Annotated in this window: 13 protein-coding genes; 2 read left to right on the forward strand and 11 right to left on the reverse strand. The window is 40.5% G+C overall.

The genetic code is table 11. The features are described 5' to 3' along the window. Positions 1–50 precede the first annotated feature (50 nt). The 3 genes from FHG08_RS16220 to FHG08_RS16230 form a co-directional block, all read right to left on the reverse strand. Positions 51–5,720: an Ig-like domain-containing protein gene (locus FHG08_RS16220; protein WP_178957074.1), complete on the reverse strand. Its 5,670-nt coding sequence runs from the start codon at positions 5,718–5,720 to the stop codon at positions 51–53. Between the two features lie 715 nt (positions 5,721–6,435). Further along, positions 6,436–8,781, reverse strand: a complete 2,346-nt coding sequence (locus FHG08_RS16225) for a S9 family peptidase (RefSeq protein WP_178957075.1) — start codon at positions 8,779–8,781, stop codon at positions 6,436–6,438. A gap of 134 nt (positions 8,782–8,915) precedes the next feature. Further along, a complete protein-coding gene (locus tag FHG08_RS16230) occupies positions 8,916–9,803 on the reverse strand; it encodes a LysR family transcriptional regulator (protein ID WP_178957076.1) in 888 nt (295 codons plus the stop codon). 104 nt (positions 9,804–9,907) lie between these two features. On the opposite strand from FHG08_RS16230, the gene FHG08_RS16235 reads away from it, so the two are divergent. Then, complete coding sequence (locus FHG08_RS16235) at positions 9,908–10,771, forward strand: MBL fold metallo-hydrolase (RefSeq protein WP_178957077.1); 864 nt, start codon at positions 9,908–9,910, stop codon at positions 10,769–10,771. A gap of 75 nt (positions 10,772–10,846) precedes the next feature. On the opposite strand, the gene FHG08_RS16240 is transcribed toward FHG08_RS16235, so the two are convergent. From FHG08_RS16240 to FHG08_RS16250, 3 genes are all read right to left on the reverse strand, one after another. Beyond that, the gene (locus FHG08_RS16240; protein ID WP_178957078.1) at positions 10,847–11,647 is read right to left on the reverse strand and encodes a class III extradiol ring-cleavage dioxygenase; all 801 of its coding nucleotides are present in this window, start codon (positions 11,645–11,647) and stop codon (positions 10,847–10,849) included. Positions 11,648–11,738: 91 nt separating this feature from the next. Next, the gene (gene tmpT / locus FHG08_RS16245) at positions 11,739–12,383 is read right to left on the reverse strand and encodes a thiopurine S-methyltransferase (protein WP_178957079.1); all 645 of its coding nucleotides are present in this window, start codon (positions 12,381–12,383) and stop codon (positions 11,739–11,741) included. A 9-nt stretch (positions 12,384–12,392) separates the two neighbouring features. Further along, positions 12,393–12,881, reverse strand: a complete 489-nt coding sequence (locus FHG08_RS16250) for a DUF2938 domain-containing protein (RefSeq protein WP_138740720.1) — start codon at positions 12,879–12,881, stop codon at positions 12,393–12,395. 98 nt (positions 12,882–12,979) lie between these two features. On the opposite strand from FHG08_RS16250, the gene FHG08_RS16255 reads away from it, so the two are divergent. After that, positions 12,980–13,870 carry a LysR family transcriptional regulator gene (locus tag FHG08_RS16255; RefSeq protein WP_178957080.1) on the forward strand — a complete coding sequence of 297 codons (891 nt, stop codon included), beginning with the start codon at positions 12,980–12,982 and terminating at the stop codon, positions 13,868–13,870. On the opposite strand, the gene FHG08_RS16260 is transcribed toward FHG08_RS16255, so the two are convergent. The 5 genes from FHG08_RS16260 to FHG08_RS16280 form a co-directional block, all read right to left on the reverse strand. Continuing rightward, positions 13,867–14,445 carry a DJ-1/PfpI family protein gene (locus tag FHG08_RS16260; RefSeq protein ID WP_178957081.1) on the reverse strand — a complete coding sequence of 193 codons (579 nt, stop codon included), beginning with the start codon at positions 14,443–14,445 and terminating at the stop codon, positions 13,867–13,869. The two genes, FHG08_RS16255 and FHG08_RS16260, sit on opposite strands and share 4 nt — an antisense overlap. Further along, the gene (locus FHG08_RS19110) at positions 14,442–15,359 is read right to left on the reverse strand and encodes a hypothetical protein (protein ID WP_256729749.1); all 918 of its coding nucleotides are present in this window, start codon (positions 15,357–15,359) and stop codon (positions 14,442–14,444) included. The genes FHG08_RS16260 and FHG08_RS19110 overlap by 4 nt, the downstream gene beginning before the upstream one ends. A gap of 70 nt (positions 15,360–15,429) precedes the next feature. After that, on the reverse strand, positions 15,430–16,899 hold the full coding sequence (rmuC, locus tag FHG08_RS16270) for a DNA recombination protein RmuC (RefSeq protein ID WP_178957082.1): 1,470 nt from the start codon (positions 16,897–16,899) through the stop codon (positions 15,430–15,432). A 589-nt stretch (positions 16,900–17,488) separates the two neighbouring features. Next, positions 17,489–20,635 (reverse strand): DEAD/DEAH box helicase, encoded by a 3,147-nt coding sequence (locus FHG08_RS16275; RefSeq protein WP_178957083.1) that lies wholly within the window; start codon positions 20,633–20,635, stop codon positions 17,489–17,491. Between the two features lie 414 nt (positions 20,636–21,049). Then, entirely contained in the window at positions 21,050–22,012 is a 963-nt protein-coding gene (locus tag FHG08_RS16280; protein WP_010388796.1) for a transcriptional regulator, read from the reverse strand. Between the last annotated feature and the right edge of the window lie 8 nt (positions 22,013–22,020).

Below are 22,020 nucleotides of genomic sequence, written 5' to 3' on the forward strand. Positions count from 1 at the left end.
AGCTATACGCCATTATAGGTTTTTTTAAAAATATGAATGCTAACAATTAATTATAAAAAGTATTTAACCGTTAACCCAACAGAGCTAATATCATGCTGTTTTAGACCATAGTATGTGTAACCCAGTCCAGCACTCATATTATCAGAGAGCTGATAACCTAGCTCAATACCGAAGTAGAGATCAGTACCATTCTCTTCACGGTTAATCGTTGCCAAACCCTGGCTATAAGTCTTGTTGTCACTTTTCCACACCAATACGCCTGAGCTAGCACCTAAATACCACTGGTCGTTAATAAAGTACTGATACCCAACAGCCGCAGAGATACCACCTGCTGTTATAGGTTGGACTTTTGAAACAGCGTGCTTAAATGCATTCCCATCTAATGTCATACCATCGATACTAGCAGAGAAATCACCTAAGCTTTGATAACTAACATCCACAAACCAATTCGTATTAACCTGATAAACAACGCCCAGTTTCCAGCTAGTATCAGAGTCATCTAAAGCTGTTATTTGTGCATCTAACGAGCCCAAGGCTCTATTCAGCTCACCTTTAGATACATGCGCAGTTGCTTGGCCAACACTCGCCGTAAGCCCCCACTCAGCCTTAGCAGGCAAAACCATAAGGCTAGACATTAATATAGTTGCAGCTAATAACTTGATAGATTTCACCCGTCTCACAAATGCTAAAGGCAATAGCAATAAGGTGAATAACGACATACTACCACTTGATTTTGATTCATTAACGACTGTAGCGCTTTCAAAGGCATCAACACTCACACTAACCTTGGCACTAGCTTCACCTTCTTTATTATCAGAAATAATATAAGTGACAGTATCTGTGCCATCAAACCCTATTGCCGGCGTATATTGAATAGAGTTATTCACAATCGCAGTACTGCCGTGTATCGCTGACGCAGAGATAATCATTAACGTGTCGCCGTCTTCATCGGTATCATTTTTCAATATATCAATCGTTATAACTGTTCTATCATCCGTCGAGGCAACGTCATCATTAGCAACTGGGCTACGATTCGCAATAACGTTAACACTCACCTGCGCACTTGTTGTGCCACCATTACCGTCTGAAATTACATAGGTAATGATATCTATACCCGCATAGTCTGGTTTTGGCATGTAGCTAAGTGATGAATTCGCTAACACCTCTGCCGCACCAAAATTTGCACTTGCACTTAGCACGAGCAGTTCATCACCATCAATGTCGCTGTCATTGGCCAATACATCAATATTAGCCGCTTCATTCCACTGTATCGTAATTGCATCGTTTTCAGCAACGGGTGTGGTATTCGTGCTTAAGTAAATAGCTACACCACCAGGGTCAGCAATGCTACTGTTGGCAACACCGTCGTTATCATTCGGGCCACCATCAACAATTTGTAACTGCACACACCAGTGACCTTCCGTTAAACCTTCTTGCCACTGCTCACTACCAGGAGGAGGGCAAAATCCAGGCTCACCAAGGGTTGAAAACAGTATGTTGTCAGCATCTTCAACAAAATTTCCCCAACCAGCTGCATCAGTGTACTTACGGTAGATGGCATTAAGTGGAATAGGCTGGCGCTGTGGTAATACTAATTTGTATTCTTGTCCTGGCTTTTCTAAACCAACAACAATGTAATCAAAGATACCACCAACTATTTTAGCTTCCCCATCTTCACCGACAGCTTGAACGGTTTCTTCATGGGTTAACAATAAGCTACCGCTTTGCGTTGCAGGTGCGGCCGAGCCTCTACGCAAACATACACCCGATTCACCTTCTACTAAGAAGGTGGCTTGCGTGCTGATCATTTCAGGGACCACATTACACACACTGATAGCATCTAAGTAATCAGCAATTCCGTCACCGTCACTATCAGCAAAACCTTCTTGTGAATCAGGAATTAAGTCGCCATCTGTATCAGTTTCAGTTAATACAGGTAGCGCGCTCACCACGTTTAGGTAGATGTCGGCCTGTGTCGTTAATCCTGGCTCACCCGAGTCTTTAACCTGTGCTGTTAACTTATGAATACCAACCGATAAGTCTGCCGCATCAAACGATATGGCTTCAGATACTGTCCTATTAATTAGCACACTTAACTCATCTGACGTACTTGACCATAGGAGTGTATGGCTATCTGCACTGTTGTTATCGCTAATGGCTGCACTAACGGTTACCTCGCCATCAGATCGCGACAATAACGTACGGTTTTCGTTTTGCTGTTTAGCCGTAAGCATCACCTCTGGTGCAATATTGCCTTCAGATAATGTGATATTTTGTACAGAATCTGGAGAAATGTTCACGGTATCAGACAGGCTAATTACTATGGTTTCACCGCTATCAGCGACGCTATCGTCATAGGTCTCGAAAGTAATACTCGCTGTGTTGGTTTCGCTAATTTCGACTTCACCAGATATTAAGCTATGATCAGCCCCTTCAAGCGCATCACCTGACACAGTAAACGGTACCACCACTGGATAAGTCGGTGACGTGCCGTTCAAGTAAAATTTCACCGTTACCGTACTCCCTTCCACAACGGTTTGGTCTTTACCAATAGAAATCAGCGGATGGATCTGAACACCTTGTGCTGAAATTGACTGATTACCGTCAGCATCGGTAGCCTGCCAGTAAGCTTTACTTATACCAGGAGAAAACATTGCACGATTATCGACCAGCGATACTGGTAATGGGTTACCGTTCGCATCGAGTGCGGTTGCTACGCCTAAATCAACTTTAGTATATAACGCTGTGGCATTAACGACTCGATCTTCCGGTAGGGTAAGCGTTGGCGCGATGTCATCAAACAAGCCGTTAATGGTAAGCGTGACTGTTGCGGTAGTAGTCCCATCATTACCATCAGATATGAGGTAAGTTAATGTGAGTGACCCTATAAAACCAGGAGGGGCATTAAAGACAAGCTGGCCATTTTCAACAACCACGCTACCAATATCAGCATTGCCCGATACAACACTTAACGTATCACCATCAATATCATTGTCATTGATTAAAACATCTAGGACATACCTATTCTGACCATTTTTATCAAACTCCATGGTGTCATCTTCAGCCAATGGCGCATCATTTACTGCATCAATGGTGATATCGACTTTTACAGGCTCTGACTCGCCGCCTTCATTATCAATTACAGAAAAAGTAAAGCTATCGCTACCATTAAAGTCAGCAGTGGGTGTATAGGTTAAGTTAGGTGCAGCACCCGATAGACTGCCATGTGAAGGTGTACCGACAAGATAACGGGCAATGGTGCCGTCAAGATCAGAGCCTAACAATGTCATACCTACACTACCATCTTCTTCAACCGATACAGATTGTGCGTTCGCCATAGGTAAGTCATTTATCGACGATACAGTAATCGATACTGTTACAGCAGAAGAGACGCCGCCATCATTATCTGTCACTGTAAAGGCAAAGCTATCTTTACCATTAAAGTCAGCAGTGGGGATATAGGTTAAGTTAGGTGCAGTACCCGATAGGCTTCCATGAGAAGGTGTACCGACAAGATAACGGGCAATGGTGCCGTCACGGTCAGATCCTGACAATGTCATACCCACACTACCATCTTCTTCAACCGATACAGATTGTGCGCTCGCTGTCGGTAGGTCATTTACCGATGATACCAAAATCGATACCGTTGCAGCAGAAGAGACGCCGCCATCATTATCTGTCACTGTAAAGGAAAAGCTATCTTTACCATTAAAGTCAGCAGTGGGGATATAGGTTAAGTTAGGTGCAGTACCCGATAGGCTACCGTGAGAAGGTGTACCGATAAGATATCGGGCAATGGTGCCATCGCTATCGGTCCCCTTCAAGGTCATCGCTTTCGCCGTATCTTCAGCTAAAGAAACAGTCTGAGATGTCGCCATTGGCAGCACATTAACGTTTTGTATGATGACATTGACAGTAATTGTATCCATACCGCCTTCACCATCACTGACTCTCACGTTAAAGCGGTCAGTACCATCGTGATTGATATTTGGGGTATAGCCAATCGCTTTTGAAGTACCTGTGCCAGAAACGCTCGCGATACCATTGGTAGCATTTGAGCTAATTGACCAAGTCAATGTATCGTTGTTTTGATCGGTAGCGTTTAGCGTTAATACAAAGGCTGTTGGATTTGCGTTTTCACTCATAGTTACCGACACTGAGGTTCCTTCGGTAATAACGGGTGCAAATTTAGGAGCTTCGGTGATAGTGACTTCAACAGGCATAATCACATTTGCCTTTGCGTCACTAACACTTACATTAAAGTTATAGATACGATCCTTACCATCGTCGTCTGGGATATCATAATCAGGTGCATTTTGAAAAGTAAGAGCACCATTACTTGAGTTTATATTAAACTTCGCAGAATCTACCCCGCCAGAAATGCTATAGGTTAAAGTGTCGCTATCCATATCTTCGGCATTAACACTGCCTACTACAACGTTCTTTTCTTCGACACTAAAATCAGCTTGACTCTTTAACCAAAAAACTCCCCCGCCAACTCTGTCGACTACCGCAATATCTGGGCTATTATCACCATCAAAGTCAACAGCATTGACAGCATTTATTAGCTCAAAACCTGAGCTTATCTGCTGTTTTGTAAAACTCCCTAAACCATTATTTTCATACCAAATGACATCGCTCTCTGAACCCATTAAAATATCGATATCGCCGTCTCCATCGATATCAGCCACATTTCCCTGCGAGCCATTATCGATAATAGGCTCACCTGGGTTGATCAAATGCTCGGTGAACGAACCCGTACCATTATTTTCAAACCAATATAATTCAGTTTTAGAAATAGCAAATATATCGTTGGTACTATCACCATTAAAGTCAGCAGTTTGAAGTGAGGGTAAATCAGTTGCTTCTGTGGCATATGAATTTAACCCCGCTTGAAACGTGCCATCACCATTACCCTTTAACCAGAAGTTACGTCCAGCTGTACTACCTAAGTCACCAGCAATAATATCAGGTATATCATCGCCAGAAACATCAGCAACTGTTATCTCAAATAACGAATAATTATCGCCATCGTATATCCGACTTTGGGTGAAATTACCAGCACCATCATTTAGATAAACATATATACGATCGCGATAATTTTGAGACGCTAAAACAATATCCAAACCATTGATACCATCTAGATCACTGAGACTGATAGACTGAGCACCATTTGGTGATGCGATATCTGTTGGTAGTGTCGTACGAGTAAAAGCAGGGGTCGGCGTCGCGCCATTATTGGTGTATAAATACACAGCGTCGTTCTTAAAATCTGCTACAACAAAGTCGAGACCTGGTTTACCGTCTAATTCACCAGCGGCGACTTCCCGTAAATCTGCACCATCTGCGCCTAATGGAGACACGACTGTTGCAAATTTACCATTGCCATCATTTAGATATACATTAACAGCATTGCCATACAATGACGTAACAATAAAATCAGGTAGATTATCTTGATTAAAGTCTGCCACATCACTTCGATAACCGTTTGTAAATGAAGCAATTTTATCTTTACTCCAATGCTGCCACACTGGGTTGTTATTGGCGTATGCCATACTGGTAAAAGCAAATAAAAGTAAAGCAAAGGCATTATATGCAAGTAATTTAATACCGGATTTCAACCTGAATTTTCCCAGATTAAATAAAGAGCTGATTGCTGAAATATGCTTAATACAAACCGAAGGTTTAATATTAGCAATGGTTTGAGCGGTGGTTCTCATAAAAAATTATTACCTATCAATACGAAGAAGTGGTATATGTAATCCGTTAATAAGTCGCGATACGCGAGATATTGCCAATCATTGCCCACAAGAGGAACATTCACCGTTAACCACTCACCCACAAAAGAAACAAACAATTAACAAATTACATAAATATTTGATTATTATAATTAAATATAAAATAAAATGAGAGATATAATATCTTTTTTTTACTTATTTAGTTAAATCAAAACTAAATTAAACCACACTTCTATAGTCCCAGGGCGGGATCGCACTTTGTTAACTGATATGATCTAATAGCTCCAAACCCTTGGCTACAGCGCCATTCTGAGCATAATTGAACATTTATAAATCGATATGACATTAATCAAAAGCATTGCGTGATTAGAGTTGTAGGCCAAATGCTTAATATTGTTCAAACTTCAATAGTCAAGCAAACATTTGAAAGTTATTAATATATTACTTTAAAAAAGAGTAATATTCGTATCCAAACTTTTATTATCAAACAGCCTGAAGATCCACTGAGTTGGAGGCGTTGATCATCAATCTAAGAAAGACAGGCACATTTACATCGATAGTTCTTGGTGCTGGATATATGGAAAAAGTGTACTTATATAACCGAAAAAAGAAGTATAAGAAGCTGTAAACCCCCATTACATTTTGTTCAAAAAAGCCGCACACTAATAATTAGTGTGCGGCTTTAGTATTTTACTTTTTAAAGCGATTGCTTGGTTAGTAAGTGCTTTTCAAAAAAGCCAGCCATCATAGTATGGTAATGCAAAGTGGTGCCTTTGCCTTCACGTAGGCTATGTGAGCGGTTAGGGTATGAGAAAAACTCAAACTGCTTGTTATGCTTTACAAGCTCGTCAATTAAACGCTCTGAGCCTTGATAATGCACGTTATCATCGCCTGTGCCGTGAATAAGCAACAGCTTACCGGTTAGGTTTTTAGCAAAGGTAATCGGCGAGGTGTTATCGTAACTCGCAGGATCGGTGTTTGGGTTGCCTGCATAACGCTCTTGGTAAATGGTGTCGTATAAACGTATATCTGGCACCGGTGCTGAGGCAATGCCTACTTTAAATTTATCACCGTGGCGGAACAGTAAGTTAAGGGTTGAACTACCGCCCCCTGAGTGTCCCCACACGCCAACGCGGTCAGTGTCTATTACATCCCAACGTTTAGCCATAGCATCAAGCGCGTCTACTTGGTCTTGCACGGTAATTGAGCCAATTTTTTTATAAATCGATTTGCGCCAATCTCGGCCTTTTGGTGCACGTGTACCACGATTATCAACCGATGCCACAATAAAACCTTTTTGCGTTAGCAGTGATTTATACAGGTAACTGTTGCCTTCCCATCGGTCTTGCACGGTAGAGCCCCATGGTTCGCCGTATACGTAAAACACAATTGGGTATTTTTTACTTTTATCCATGTTTTCTGGGAACATAATGTAGCCGTCAAGCTCGGTGCCATCTTGCGCATTTACTTTAAAAAACTCATGCTTTGGTAAGCTTTGCTCAGCCAGTTTTTGTTTAAGCTTTGTATTTTCAACTAAGGTTTTTACATTACTATGATCTGCCACTTTAATGATCTCTTTAGTCGGTGGCGTACCAAATTTTGAGTAAGTGTGCATAGCCCATGAGGCATCTTTTGACATGTAGTAGCTGTTTGAACCTTCAAACTCAGCAGGCGTTACCCGTACCGGTTTGCTGCTGCCATCAAGCGGTGTGCTGTATAAATAACGCTGACCAGGATCGTTTGGCGAGGCAATAAAATACATTACGTTTTTGTCTTCATTGATGCTCAGCATATCAATAATGTCGTAATCGCCTGGGGTTAGGTCGATAATAGTTTTGCCATCGCGCGATACACGATAAAGATGACGCCAGCCGTCGCGTTCGCTATGCCAAATAAAAAACTCACCGTCTTTTGACCAGTTGGCTTTATAAAACCATTCTATAAACGCATCGTCTTTGTCTTCTAAAATTTTAGTCAGTTGCTGCTTTTGCCAATCAAACAACCACACTTTGTTATGGCTTTGTGGGCGGTTTAAGTCTTGAATCATTAATTCATTACCGGTGCCTGCCCAGCTAATACGCGGAATATAACGGTCGCGGTTATCGCCTTCAAGCTCAGCCCAACGGGTTTGTTTATCAGCAAGGCTTACCACACCAACACGCACGGCAGAGTTGGTTTCACCCGCTTTAGGATAAGGGAATTCTTTAAGGGTAGGGTACAGTTCGTCAGTGTTGTTGATCATAGTGAAAAATTTAACGTCACTGGTATCAAGCTGCCAATAGGCGATTGATTTGTTGTCGGGGCTCCAACGAAAACCATCGGCAATAGTAAACTCTTCTTCGTATACCCAATCAAAATTACCGTTAACAATGGTGGCACTGCCATCGGTTGTGAGCGCAGTTACATCGTTACTACCAACCGCTTGCATATAAATATTGTTGTCGCGTACGTAAGCCACTTTTGAGCTATCTGGCGAGAACTTAGCAAACATTAATTTAGTTGGCTCAACGTCTTTACCACCAAGTTGCTGTAATTGGTTAGTCTCAAGGTTAAGTAACCAAAAATCGCCTCTGCTGCGCGAACGCCAAACTTGCTCGCTGTTGGTAAATACCATCAGCCATTTACCGTCTTTTGACCACTGATAGCTTTCGATTGCAAATGACTCGTCTGCGCCCTCTGGCAACAGCTTTTCAAACTCAACCAATACTTTACGGCCCGTGCCGTCAGCATTGTAAAATACAATGTCGTTGCCTTTTACGCCGTGCTCTTTGTCGTCATCGGCGTTGCTATCGTCTGCTTTTTCTTTTTCGCTTTCGCGCTCTTCAAGTACGGTGTAGCCGGTACCATCGTCTAGCCATTTAAAGTAAGTGCTTCGCTGGGTTTTAAATTCTTTATCTTTATAAATTTGCGCTAGGCTTAATGGATTATTCACGGTGCTCATCGCTGCATTATTGTTGGTTGTTATGCTGGTACTTGAACATGCTTGCAAGCCTAAGCCCGCAACAATGGCCAGTGCCAAGCCCGATATTTTGATCAGATTCATTGTTATTGTTCCTTGGGTCTGCTGACCTTTATAGATTAAGGCGCTTATTACATTTACTGTAACAAAATAACCTACACAATATCAGCATGCTTAACGCACAAAGCTATGGTTTAAACCCAAACTTTTATAATTAATTACCATGCTGGATTTTTAAATTCATCACTGAGCGTGTCGATTAGTGCTCTTACTGTTGCCGATAAATGCTGACGAGAAGGGTAAAGCACATATATTTTCATTTGGTTTAATGTCCATGGCGCTAATACACGCTGCAAGCGACCATCAAGTATATATTGATTTGCCAAATACGTAGGCTGTACTGAAATACCACCACCGGCTATGGCTGCATGAAGTAATGTGGTGGCCTCGTTTGCACTTAAATTGCATTTAACATCAACAGATTGAAACTCATCCCCGTTGTGTAAATGCCAAATATATCGGTCGAAGTTTTTATAGCCTAAACACTGATGAGCGCTTAACTGTTGTGGTGTCGTTATTGGCGGATAATCAGCAAGGTAGTCGGCTGAGGCCACTAATATAGATTCACACTCGGCAATAGGTTTACCTATTAACGAAGGATCAGGATTGGCTGCAATACGTATTGCCAAATCAACACGTTGCTCTATTAGATCTGTGGTTGAGTCTTCAAGATCTATGTCTATTTGCACGTTAGGGTGACGTTTCATAAAACGTGTAAATATAGGGGCTAATTGTGCAAAACCTAACGACATACTGGTCGCTACTCGTATTTTACCTGACAACTGTTGCTGGCTTTTAGTTTGTTCAACTAAACGGTTAGCCTGTGCTAACCATTGCTCTATTTCGGGTAAACAGGCCTCGCCGGCGGTGGTAAGCGTTACTTTACGGGTAGTGCGATGCAATAAGCGCGTATTTAACCAGGCCTCTGCCGACTCAATATGACGAGTAACCATAGGGCGTGACATTTCAAGCCGATCGGCAGTAGCAGTAAAACTGCCTGAGTAGGCAACATCCACAAAAACCTGCGCTGCGGTGAGTTTATCCATAGTATTTGCACGATTTATGAAACAATGATGCTAATTATTGGTTGTTTTTCTGAACATATCAAACCTTTATTATGCTCGCATTAGCAACCAATGATGAGAATACTATGAACCTACGCACTCTTTTACTAAGCACACTATTAGCCAGCAATATCGCTATTGCAGACGAAACCCCACTAACCCTTGATGTGTATAACGCTGACAGCAATAGCTTTCATGTTAATGCCACGCTGGTGTATGGCCGTACCGATGCAATTTTAATTGATACCGGATTTACCAAAGCAGATGCACTGCGCATTGCCGCCAAAGTAATTGACTCTGGTAAACAACTAAAAACTATTTTTATTAGCCAAGCCGATCCTGATTACTACTTTGGCGCTGAAGTGTTACAGCAGTTTTTTCCTGACGCAAAGATTATAACCACACCGGCAGTGCACCAAAAAATAGCAGCAAAGCTTAAAGGTAAACTTGCTTTCTGGACGCCAAAAATGGGGGAAAACGCCCCTAAAAACCCCGTCGTACCTAAGATATTTAATGGTAATAGCTTAAAAATAGAAGGCCATACCATTGAAATTCGTGGTACAGAGGGTGAGCATAATCATCGCCCATATTTATGGATCCCTGATAATAAAGCTATTTTAGGAAATGTGGCTGTATACGCTAATGTTCATTTATGGATGGCCGATGCACAAACTCAGGCAGAGCAAAATGCATGGGCAAAGCAACTTAATGAAATGAAAGCACTCAACCCTGACGTGGTGATCCCTGGGCATATGAAAGCAGGCACCCAATTAGATGCTGCAAATATTGATTTTTCAATCCAGTATTTAAAGGATTTTGCACACGCTAAGCAAAGTAGTGATAGCAGTAAGCTGCTGATAGATAAAATGACCAACTCATACCCAGAGGCTGTATTACCTATGGCTCTTAGCATTGGCGCTAAAGTTCATAAAGGCGAAATGAAATGGTAATTACTTACGCTTAACCACTGTAATAAATACAGTAGAACCAAAAAACACGCCTAGCAAAGTCTGGCGTGTTTTTTATTATTGCCACAAATACATACTGGCTCGTTTATTGGCAATATTTAATTCAAATACCTCAGTGCTTGCACACATAGCAGCGCCATAGCATACATGTAGCGGTAACAAGTGCTCTTCTCTAGGGTGATTAAAGCGTGCAGCTGGAGCTTGCTGCCATGCTAATAATTGATGTTCACGCTGTTGCTCGGTTAATGTTTGATCTGCGATTGTGCTTACCAACCAATTTTCAAATGCCTGATTTTGCTGGTTAACATCGTTTGATTGAGTAACACCAAAAGCGCGCATATTATGGAAGGTAAAGCCTGAGCCTATAATTAATAAGTTATCGTAATCAATACTTTGCAACGCTTTACCAATTTCAACATGCAACAGCGGATCAAGGCTTGGGTGCAAGGATATTTGCACACAGGGAATATCGGCCTCTGGATACATAATTTTTAACGGTACAAACATACCGTGATCGTAGCCACGCTGTAGATCGAGTTTTGAGTCAATATTGTGTGTTGTGAGCGCTTGTTGTACTAAATTAGCAAGTTGCGGCTGGCCAGCACAAGGGTAAGTTAATTGATACGCCTGCTTAGGAAAACCGTAGTAATCGTAAATTAATTTAGGTGTTGCTGAGGCTGTGATTGCAATAGGGGTTGATTCCCAATGTGCGCTGATCATTAAAATAGCGCTAGGCTTTTTGATTTTAGCAGCAACGGTTTGTAAACATTCCACCATATCTTTATGGCTTGGCTCTCCTAGCAGCGGTAATGGACCGCCGCCATGAGATAAAAAGAAAACATTTGCTGGTTGCGGCATACTTAACCCTTAATTGTTCGATGTGGTTATTATAATGCATGCTCAAATCACAATTAACTAGCCACAAAAATGCACAGCTAAAGTGCAAATTCTAAGAAGCTCTAGCAGTCATCAACCAAACCACAATACTGGCAGGGGTAACACCTTTAATACCTTGGTTTAATTTTTCGCAGCTGAGCATTTTTAAGCTGTACTGCTTTGCATAAATACTCTGTACCTCTGCCGCAGGCACACTGTATGGCGTGCCACTACGTTGAGATTGGTCGTAAATACAGGTGATCAATAATTGCGGTGCAGCATCACTTAGGCTAATCAAGTGTTGGGCATATTGACTGCGAATAGTGTAGGGTAGCGCGACTAAGGCACCGCGATCATATATTGCATCAACATGACCTAAATGCTCAACCGTTAAAGCAAACACATCACCGGCCCAAATACAGATCCCCAGAGCCTGATACGCAGTAAGTAGACCATGTGTCGTTATTTTTGGCGTAAGTGCTAATTCATCAAACAGTTGTTGAACAGCAAGCTCACTAAGTTCTACACCCACAACTTGCATGCCCTTATTGAGCAAGTAGTGTATATCAACTGTTTTGCCACACAAAGGTACAAACACACGACTATCTAGCGGTAAATTTAAGTTAGTAAAATAACGATCTAAACTCGGGTTTACATTATCGCCATGAAAGCCAACATCATTATTTTGCCAGCGCTTTAACCAATATTCTGCTTGCATAATAACCTCTCAAAAGAGTGACAGCGCTAATGCGCTTAGGTATAAACCCACACCAAACACTGCGTGCGATAAAATGCTTTTAATTCTAGCTGTGATTGGCTTTGATGTTTTAGCCGCAGCAATACCTAGCCCGAGAGCTGGTTGCATCAAAAAAAAAGGTATAACAACCGTTAGCACGCCAAAAAATAGAGCAGGCATTAAGCTTGGCGCTGTTAACCAATGATTTGGCAACAATAGTATAAATACCAATGCAAAAATAACCCCTATGAAGTAATGACTAAACCAACCAATTGCGCATTCATTAGGTTGTGCAGCGGTTTTACTAATAGCAAGGTGTTTCCACTTGCCGTAGCGCATTAAACATAGCCAGCGACCCACTATACAAAAGTTTAAAGAGTTAATACCAAACTTACTAAGTAGTAGCGCCCATACATCAAGTAATGCCGTAGCACCTATACCAATAATTATGACCGCCAACCAATCAATTGTTGAAAACATAATGTCACCCTTTGCTGAAAACTTAAGCACTATGATATATACTTGCAAAAACGTTAAATACAAAGATTTAATCAAACTTAAATTGCAAAAGTGGAATCATGTTAGACGATATAGTGTTGTTTGTGCACATAGTTCAACAAGGGGGCCTGTCTCAAGCAGGCGAGTATTTATCGCTCCCTGCGGCAACCGTTACAAGGCGATTACAACGCCTAGAGTCTCGACTGGGCCAAAAGCTGCTGCACCGCTCTGCGCGCCAATTTACACTAACCCAACAGGGAGAGGTTTATTACCAAAGCTACGCAAGTTTAGTTGAGCAGTTTGAACAAACCAGTCATCACCTCAATCAACAAAAAGAGCAATTAAGCGGCAAACTTAAAGTGCTTGCGCCGCTTAATATTTGCCATGGCTTTTTAAAGTCAATGTGGTTGTCGTTTACTAAAGAGTATCCTGATATCCAATTGGAACTTGTTTTAAGCAATCAACTTGAAGACATAATTAAAAGCCAAGCCGACTTAGCATTAAGAATCGGCCCACAAGCGGATTCACTTTTGCAACAAAAAAAACTCGGACAAGCAGATTCGATTTTGGTGGCTACCCCAATTTATTTAACCAATGCACCAGTGCTCACAGAACCAAGCGACCTTAAACAACACCGCTTAATTGGCACGACACTAAGAAATAAATGGCCACTCACTCACATTACTTCACGCGCAAGCTATACACACATGTGTCGATTTAGCAGTATTTATAACGATACTGGCTTTGTTAAATACCAAGTGGCTGATCATCAAGGAGTAGGCTTATTACCTAGATTTGAAATTATAAACGAGTTGGCAACAGGAGAGTTTGTAAGGGCATTACCAAACTGGCAAAGCCATAATCGCGAAATCTTTGCTATTTGGCCAAGCGGTCGTTTACTTAGTAAAAAAGCGGTTTGTTTACGTGATTACATACATAATTTTATTCAGCAACAGTTACCAGGGAGTTAACCATTTTTATGCCATCGGTATTCCATTTGCTTTGCTGTATGCTCAGCGTGTGATGGGCTTATTAACTGCGCAACTAATGCCAAACTCATATCAACTCCCGCAGAAATACCACCAGAGGTAGTAAATTTACCTTGTGACACCCAACGCTTATTTGCAACTACGTTTAGGCTTGGGAACATAGCAGCAAGATCGGCTTGATCTTCCCGATGCGTAGTCACCGTTAAGCCATCGAGCAAACCCGCTTTGGCTAATAAAAAAGCCCCTGTACACACCGAAGCAACGTGATTTGCAGAATCAGCCGCTTTTTTTACCCAGCTAATTACTTGCGACTTACTTAGCTCACCAGTATGAACACCACCAACCACAATAAGCAAATCAATAACCGGATGATCGGCAAAACTGTAATGGGGGTTTACACTAAACCCTGCGCGGGCAATTACTGGCGCTGCATGTTCTGCTACAAAAAATACCTGCCAGTTATTATCTGCTAAGCGCTTTGCCGTGCTAAACACTTCAAATGGGCCTGAAAAATCCAGTACTTCGGCATCATCGTAAATATAAATCCCAATGTTCATAACGTGTTTTCCTTGACTGCATCGAACATTAACTTTAACCATCTTAAGTCTTTTGCATCCAAATTTGCTTGTTTATGTAATGAGGGTTCATCGTAAACATCTTTATAAACATGACAGACAGCAACTTCTGTTAACTCACGCCATTTGTCATCGTTAAGTTCTGATAATGATCCATCAGCTAAATTAAAACAGCTTAAAGGATCATGCTCAGCTTCAGTCGTTCTAAGAGTTAACTCTAATTCTTGTAGAATAGGGTTGATCAACTGCAGCGTGTTTGCGGCCTCAAACTCTGTAATTATATTGTTTTGAGCTGCTTTTATTTCTTTTTCAAGTTGATACTGAGACAGTTTATCGGCAGAAGCACGAACATCATACTTATTCAGTAGGCCGGTGATGCTTGGCAACATAGCTTTAGCTGCAATGCCAGCTCCTAACAATGGGTTTGCAATAGCTGCTAAGCCGCCAACTAAAAGCATTCCGTAGGTGAGTTTTTGATCTAAAGCATCAATATCGTTGGCAAGCGACTGTAATGAGTTAGTTTGACCAACAGCTTGCTCACGCATAATTTCATCGGCACTGTTTAGCATATAGTGGCGAAGACCTGCTTCAGCGTGCTCATTAGGAAAATGAAAAATACGCCGCTTGGGCAAGTTATTAATCTCTGGTACACCTTTTGGTAAATAGCGCATGGTATGTAAAGCGAATTGATGTTCAGATAGTGCAAAAGGAATAACAAAGTAATGCTTTTCATCGAATGACGTAGGGGTTTGCGTACCAAAGCGCTCAAACGACGTAAAGATCGGCAAGCCATCGATTTTTTCTCTTGCTAAGACATACCCTTTATTAAATTCATCAAACAGTTGATCTGATGTTGATTTTAGCTTAGCGACTCCTTTATTTATAAAACCTTTCATCGCTATAAATTATCCTTCTTGTTACTTTAAACTGCACGTCTATATGATGACACAATAACGTTTAGCAAAATTATTCATCTAACTCTAATTGCGCTCGTTCAACGCTTTCTTTAGGCAATTCTTTTTGTACCGACACCCCTAATTCTTTAAACTCAGAAGCTTGTTTAATTAAGTTACCTTTACCGCGATATAACTGTGAAAACGCTTTATCGTAGCTTTCTTTGGCTTTATCGAGCTGTTTACCCACGCCTTCCATACTGGTTAAAAACCCATTGAGCTTGCTATAAAAACGCTCAGCACGATTAGCCAGCTCTTTTGAATATTTAGTTTGCTCTTCAAAGCGCCATAACTGTTTAACAATATTTAAACTGGTTAGCAGGGTAGTGGGGGTAGCAACCAGAATGTTTTTTTCAATGGCTTGTTGGTAAATGTCGCTTTGGTATTTAAGGGCTTCTACAAACGCGGATTCTATCGGTACAAACATGATCACTACCTCAGGGGAGTTAAGCCCTGGTAAGCGGTCATATGATTTACTAGCAAGCTCATTAATACGCGCTTTTACGGCCTCAACATGCTCTTTAATTGCTTGTTGAGCTTCTAGTTCATTATCGGCATTAACGTAGCGTGTGTATGCGTTTAGCGATGTTTTAGCATCAATCACTAAGTGGCGGCCTTGAGGTAAATACACCACTACATCAGGGCGCAAACGGCCGTCTTCGGTATTAAACGACACTTCTCGCTTGTAATCGGTACCAGCGCGTAGGCCTGCGCTGTCAAGCACATTTTCGAGCATGAGTTCGCCCCAATTACCTTGGGTTTTCTTTTGCCCTTGTAAGGCATTGCTTAGCTTATCGGCCTGATCGGTAATTGCTTGGCTTTTGGCTTGTAAATGTAATAGCTCGGTTTTAAGTGCTGCACGTTGCTGTAAGTCTTCAACGTGAATAGACTCCATTTTATCTCTAAAGCCTTTTAGCTCACCTTGAACCGGCTTAAGTAACTGCTCTATGCTTTCTTGATTGAGGGTTTTAAATTTTTGCGACTTTTCTTCTAATATTTGGTTAGCTAAATTTTCAAATTCTTTTTTAAGCGTTTCTTTACTTTGCTCTATATGGGCGAGTTGTTCACTAAAATGCTGCTGCTTTTGCTCAAGGGTAGTGCGTATATTATTAAGCTCTACATCGCGCAGGTTGTATTGCTCTCGCAGAACGGTTAGCTCAGCTTCGGCTTTACGCCAATATTGATTATAAAGTTGGCTTTGCTTTTCTTGCTCAGTTAAACGGGTTTTAAAATGCTGAGACTGATCCCGCTGCTCTTGATGTGTAAGTCCTAATAAATCGTGCTCTTCAACCAACGCGGCATATTGGCTTTGTGTTTGCTCATGCTGGCTTTGTAATAACATTAACTGTTGTTGTTGCTCATTTACTTGGCGCTTTATTTTTTTGCTTAATTGCATTGATACAACACCACAAATAGCCATGCCTGTTATAGCGCCAGCACTTACACTTAACCAATCTAAATGGGATAAAAACGAAGTAAACATAAAATAAACTTTTAAAATTTAGTGACATGCCATCATAACGAATAACGCTCTTTAGCAGTAGGGGTAACGCACTAAATTAAGCGCATAAAAAAAGCCAGCTATTAAAGCTGGCTCAATATTACTTAATCAGTAATCAAACAGGGAAATCAACATGAAACTTGTATAACAACACATCACTACAAGCATAATAGTAGACGCGTCCTGATTAAATTAGTTCAAAATAATTTTTAAAAAAGTTGAATTTAGAGCATAAAAAAAGCCAGCTAATAAAGCTGGCTCAATATTACTAAATTAGTAAATTAGTAATCAAACAGGGAAATCAACATGAAACTTGTATAACAACATATCAACTACAAGCATATTAATAGACCCAGCTATTATTGATTAGTTCAAAAATATTTTAAATAAAATTGTTTAAAATATTCAGGCAAAAAAAAAGCCAGCGCTGAACTGGCTGGCTTAATCATTACTATGTCTAGTAACTACTATATGGGATATCAACATGAAAACTTGGAGAAACTGCAATTTAACCAAGCTGTATTAATAGACGCCCACCATTCAAATAAGTTCAAAAAATTATTGTTAATTTTTAACTTTTAATTAAAGACAACATTTGTTGTTCATCAAACTGGGTAAAACTCATTGATTTTTCGGTAAATAATGCATCTACAAGCGCTTGTTTATCTTGCTGCATTTGAAACACCTTTTGTTCAATAGAGTTAGCCATAATCAATTTATACACAAATACCGGATTAGTTTGACCAATACGATAAGCACGATCGGTCGCTTGCTTTTCAACAGCTGGATTCCACCAAGGATCAAAATGAATAACGGTATCGGCTTGGGTTAAATTAAGCCCTGTGCCACCTGCTTTTAAGCTAATTAAAAATACCGAAGTAGTGCCACTGGTGAATTCGTCTATCACTTTATCGCGATGGCGCGTTTGCCCAGTTAACATGCTAAATTTAATGTTAAGTGTATTCAAACGCTCGGCAATTAAATCAAGAGCAGAGGTAAACTGGCTGAATATAATCACCTTACGGCCAAGGCTGAGCATTAAAGGTAAATGGCTTGATAACCATTCTAACTTAGCACTAGCAGCGTCGGTTTCTGGCTCAATAAGTTTAGGATGACAACATATTTGGCGAAGTTTTAATAGTGCCTCTAGAAAGGCGAGTTTACTTTTTTGCACGCCTTGCTCGGCAAATAAATCAATGAGTTTTTCTTCAAGCGCATGTGTTATGCCTTGGTACATGTCTTTTTGTTTAGGCTCAAACTCAAACTCTTTAACAAGCTCCGTTTTTTGCGGCAGTTCTTGAGCCACTTGGGCTTTAGTCCGGCGCAAAATAAACGGCATAATTAGCGCTTTTAACTGCTCTGCACGCTCAATGTTACTTTCGCGCTCAATAGGACCTTGAAAGTGCTGTTTAAAGTGTGCCTGGGAACCTAGTAGCGAAGGCATAGCAAAATCGAGTAACGACTTTAATTCAAATAAATTGTTCTCAATTGGGGTACCGCTTAAGCAAAGCTTAAAATCGGCATTCAAACGTTTAACTAACCGCGATACCTGTGCCGTATCATTTTTAATATACTGCGCTTCATCAAGAATAATGTTTTCAAAATACAGTGGCGAATAATAAGCAATGTCGCGTTTTAATAACGGATAGGTTGTTAATATACACTGTGCTTGTGCCAAGTGTTTCAACGCATCATTACGGTGTGCACCAAAAATAGTGGTCACTTTTAAGTTTTTAGCAAACTTGGTAATTTCGTTTTGCCAATTACTCACTAAGCTTGTTGGGCAAACAATAAGCGTAGGGCCAGCCTGCGGAGTATTATAAGAACTGGCTAAATAAGCAATCACCTGCAAAGTTTTACCCAAGCCCATATCGTCGGCTAAAATACCACCTAGCTGATTACGCTTTAAAAAGTTAAGCCAAGCTACGCCTTCTTGCTGGTATTCTCTAAGCACCACAGAATCGTGTAAGCCATGAATGGCGATATTGGGCGATAACAATGCGTCATTGCTTAGCTCATCAAGGTAGCGCTCTAATGAAGGATCATGTAGCTCAACATTAATGGCTGTGTGCTTAACTAACTCAGGTAAGTATGAAAGTGGAATATTAAATTCGTCGCGCGTTTTAATAAACTCAAATCGCAATTTAAACTCAATTAATAAATTAAACGCAGCCTTATCTATAACTCCAAATTGACGGCCAACGGGGTAGTAATAAAACAATTCGCTTTGACGATTTAACGATTCAAACAGTTTATTATTTACATTAAATAAAGTGGCCACTTTGGTATCGTTAAGCACAACTTTGCAATGCATTTGATGCCCAGCAGCTCTGTTTACATGCAAGGAAATTTGGTTTTTAGTATCGGCAATATTTATTTTGCTCATTGATACTTGCCAGCCACGTTGCTTAAAGCTTGGTAACACCTCATGCGCTAACCAGTGTAAGTGAATAGCCGATTCCTGACTAAAAATAAACTCGCTGTGTAAACCCCCTTTACAAAAATCAAAGCCTAAGTTGACCAGCTCGTTGGTAACGGTGTTTTCAAATGCACTATTTATTAGTTTTTCAGGCGCTGTACCTGCTAAGTAGTTTTTATTTTTATACTTAAACGATAACGAAATAGCCATTACTGAGCCCGACATGCTAACTTTAAGTACGGCATTACTCAACGACTTAACAGGCATGCTTAGTGCATTAGTAGGATGGGGAATAACACCGGCACCAAAATTATCAGCAAGCTGCTTATAAATTCGATCAAAGTTTGTATCGTGTAGTGCAGGTATTGTTTGTAAATGAGCAATTTCGTCAGCACTGAGCGGCGTGCGAATGCGGCCTAGCTTGTATTTATCTAAATCTAAGTAGATGGGCGGCGTAGTTTTAATTAACGCCCAATTAGGAATTTGATCAAGATGAATTTTTAACTGGGTGACTTCTTTTTGTTTTTCCCAAACAAAATTTAGGGGTAAGCCAGGTTGCGCTTTTATAGGTACTCGGGAACGCTGTAAAAATAATCGTTCTGTAGCTAGTAACTGCTGCAGCGCGTTAAAGCCCCATTGACCTTTGAGTTCAATATTACCGACCGCATTTTGCGAGCGGATCCAGCTGTATAATCTAAAATCACTTTCTAGCAGGTCGCTAGGGGTTACAAAACTATTAAGCTGTTGCTCAGTTAAATTGCGACCTAATGCATAATTATTATTTTTATCGTAGTTGGCAATTTTAGGCGTTAAAAATACTTTATCGTTTTCAATATCTAATACAAACAGTAACACTTGTGATGGATGAGCTTGATCGGTGTTTTTAAGCGAGCTGAGTTCGCTAAACCAGTCATTAATAAAATAGTCTTCGCCGTATTCACCTGAGTGTTCAATTTTAAGTTTTAACAAAATTGCAGCCAAATGGCGGCATTTAGTTTTAACATTACAAGTACAGTGAGTGTCGACTGAATAGCCAGTTGGTAATTTACTGATCTCAATTCGTTGGTTAAACGCAATGCCCTTATCGCCTTGCACAGTAGAATCAACAACAGAAAAATCAGCATTATGTTCTAACCAACTTATTTGGCCGTTTTTATAATACGACTTACCTTTTGCTAACACCGCGGGTTTAAACAATTTTTTTATGAATCGCTCAGAAAGAGGAAACTGGGTAGCCTGCTCATTTTTAATTTCTTCAAAAATAGCCATTAAATCATTTTTTGATAAGTTAGCAGACATGTCACTCAAAGTATTAAAATTTAAAAACAATTTTTCCAGTATATGCCTTATCAACGCTGAGCTAAAGCAATATTATTTTTAAAATAAACTGGTTGGATCTGATTGGTTAGTAAAAAATTGGTTTATAAGGATTGTTTAATTTTGCTCACTAAAAAAAGGCGTTTAAATTACAAAATAAAAACAATAAATTAACTTAATAGAGAGGTTTTGCTAGGAGTAGATCAGGTTTTTACTAACAAGGTAGCAATTTAATCAAATAGAGTAGGTTTAGTTAGTAAAGATACGATCCTTAGTAGTTTATCGGGCTTTATTTGCTTTTTATCACCACGGAAGATCAGATTTTTACTAACTAATTAAGAAGGCTAGATCACTATTTAACTAACCTCCCCCCTTTACAGATCACGATATTACTAACTAATTAAAAGCACTTAATAGTTTAGTAAGTTGTTCTAAGCGCTTGTCTGTCATCACTTTATTATTAATTTTTATTGAAACGTCACCACTTTTAAGGTTACGTTGCACACTAATAAAGTCGTTTTCAAGCACAGCCTCACGCTTTAATGCTGTTTTAGGCTCTGCGGTTAATAGTTTAGTGATCAGCATAGCGCGCTTGTCGTCGGCTTCTAAGGCGTTAACTTCATCATTGCTTGCAAGTGCTACAACTAACTCGTTAAATGCAACCTCGTCTCGCTCCTTTGCGTTAATCAGCTTTTTAGCGACTTCTCTACCAACATGATTAGCTGTTGGGTAAAGGGCTATAACATCGGCAGATATTTGCTCATACGCTTTAATCGCATCCGCAATGGCGGTATGCGATACCCCTTCAATAACGGCAATCTCGCGGTACGATCCTTTTTTGCCTTGTTGAATGAGTTCGTTTCGAGTTTGCTGATACGCTTGACCTAACTCCCAAAGACTTGGAGCAATGTATTGATCCGAAGAAACTGCTAACACTTTAGCATCTTGCTCATTAAAATCACTTGAACTCAAAACAAGATAATCTGCACCAGCCAAAATACAGGCTTTGCGACGTCTTGAGCCTGCAAGAACAAGACTCATATCACCTTGATCCCAAAGCAGGGCGGGGTGCTGATTACGTCCATCTTCTTTAATTGCAGGAAGTATATCGGATACCGACTTTTCGTTTAAAAGCGCTTGTACACGGCGATTTTTACCATAAACCTGAGTCGATTTTTCAATCTCGTTATGAGCAATCACTTTACAAACCAAGGTAATTTCGCGATTAGGATCGCTTGGCGCAGGCATACGAATAACATCGCCTGCATTAGCTTGCTCTAAAAGAGCGTCTAAGCTGCTACTGCCAACAGCGGTTGCAAAGGGATCTAAGCGGGTGTCATTTTTACGTTTTTTAGCCATTTTTAGTC

The organism is Pseudoalteromonas sp. Scap03 (genome assembly GCF_013393115.1).
Lineage (GTDB): Bacteria > Pseudomonadota > Gammaproteobacteria > Enterobacterales > Alteromonadaceae > Pseudoalteromonas.